The 274-nt window shown below is 51.8% G+C and carries 1 protein-coding gene; it reads left to right on the forward strand.

The genetic code is table 11. The features are described 5' to 3' along the window. On the forward strand, nt 1–274 hold a 274-nt coding region (locus tag ACO0KW_RS20430; RefSeq protein ID WP_423055183.1), incomplete at both ends, for a Calx-beta domain-containing protein.

Genomic DNA, 274 nt, shown 5'->3' on the forward strand with positions numbered 1-274 from the left:
GGTACAGCGACCGCTGGTAGCGATTACACAGCAACGAGTGGTACCTTGACGTTCAATCCTGGTGTGACGACGCAAACGATCACGGTCAATATCGCCAACGATAGCGTGTTTGAATTGTCGGAGAACTTCAACGTCAATTTGGTCACACCAACGAATGCCACGATTTTAGACAATCTGGGCGTAGGTACGATCAAAGATGATGGCACCGGCACTGGTGGTAGCGACAACGATACGCCAACTTTGAGCGTCAGCAATGTCACGGTCGCGGAGAGCG

It is taken from the genome of Undibacterium sp. Ji22W (assembly GCF_049340305.1).
Taxonomy (GTDB): Bacteria; Pseudomonadota; Gammaproteobacteria; order Burkholderiales; family Burkholderiaceae_D; genus Undibacterium.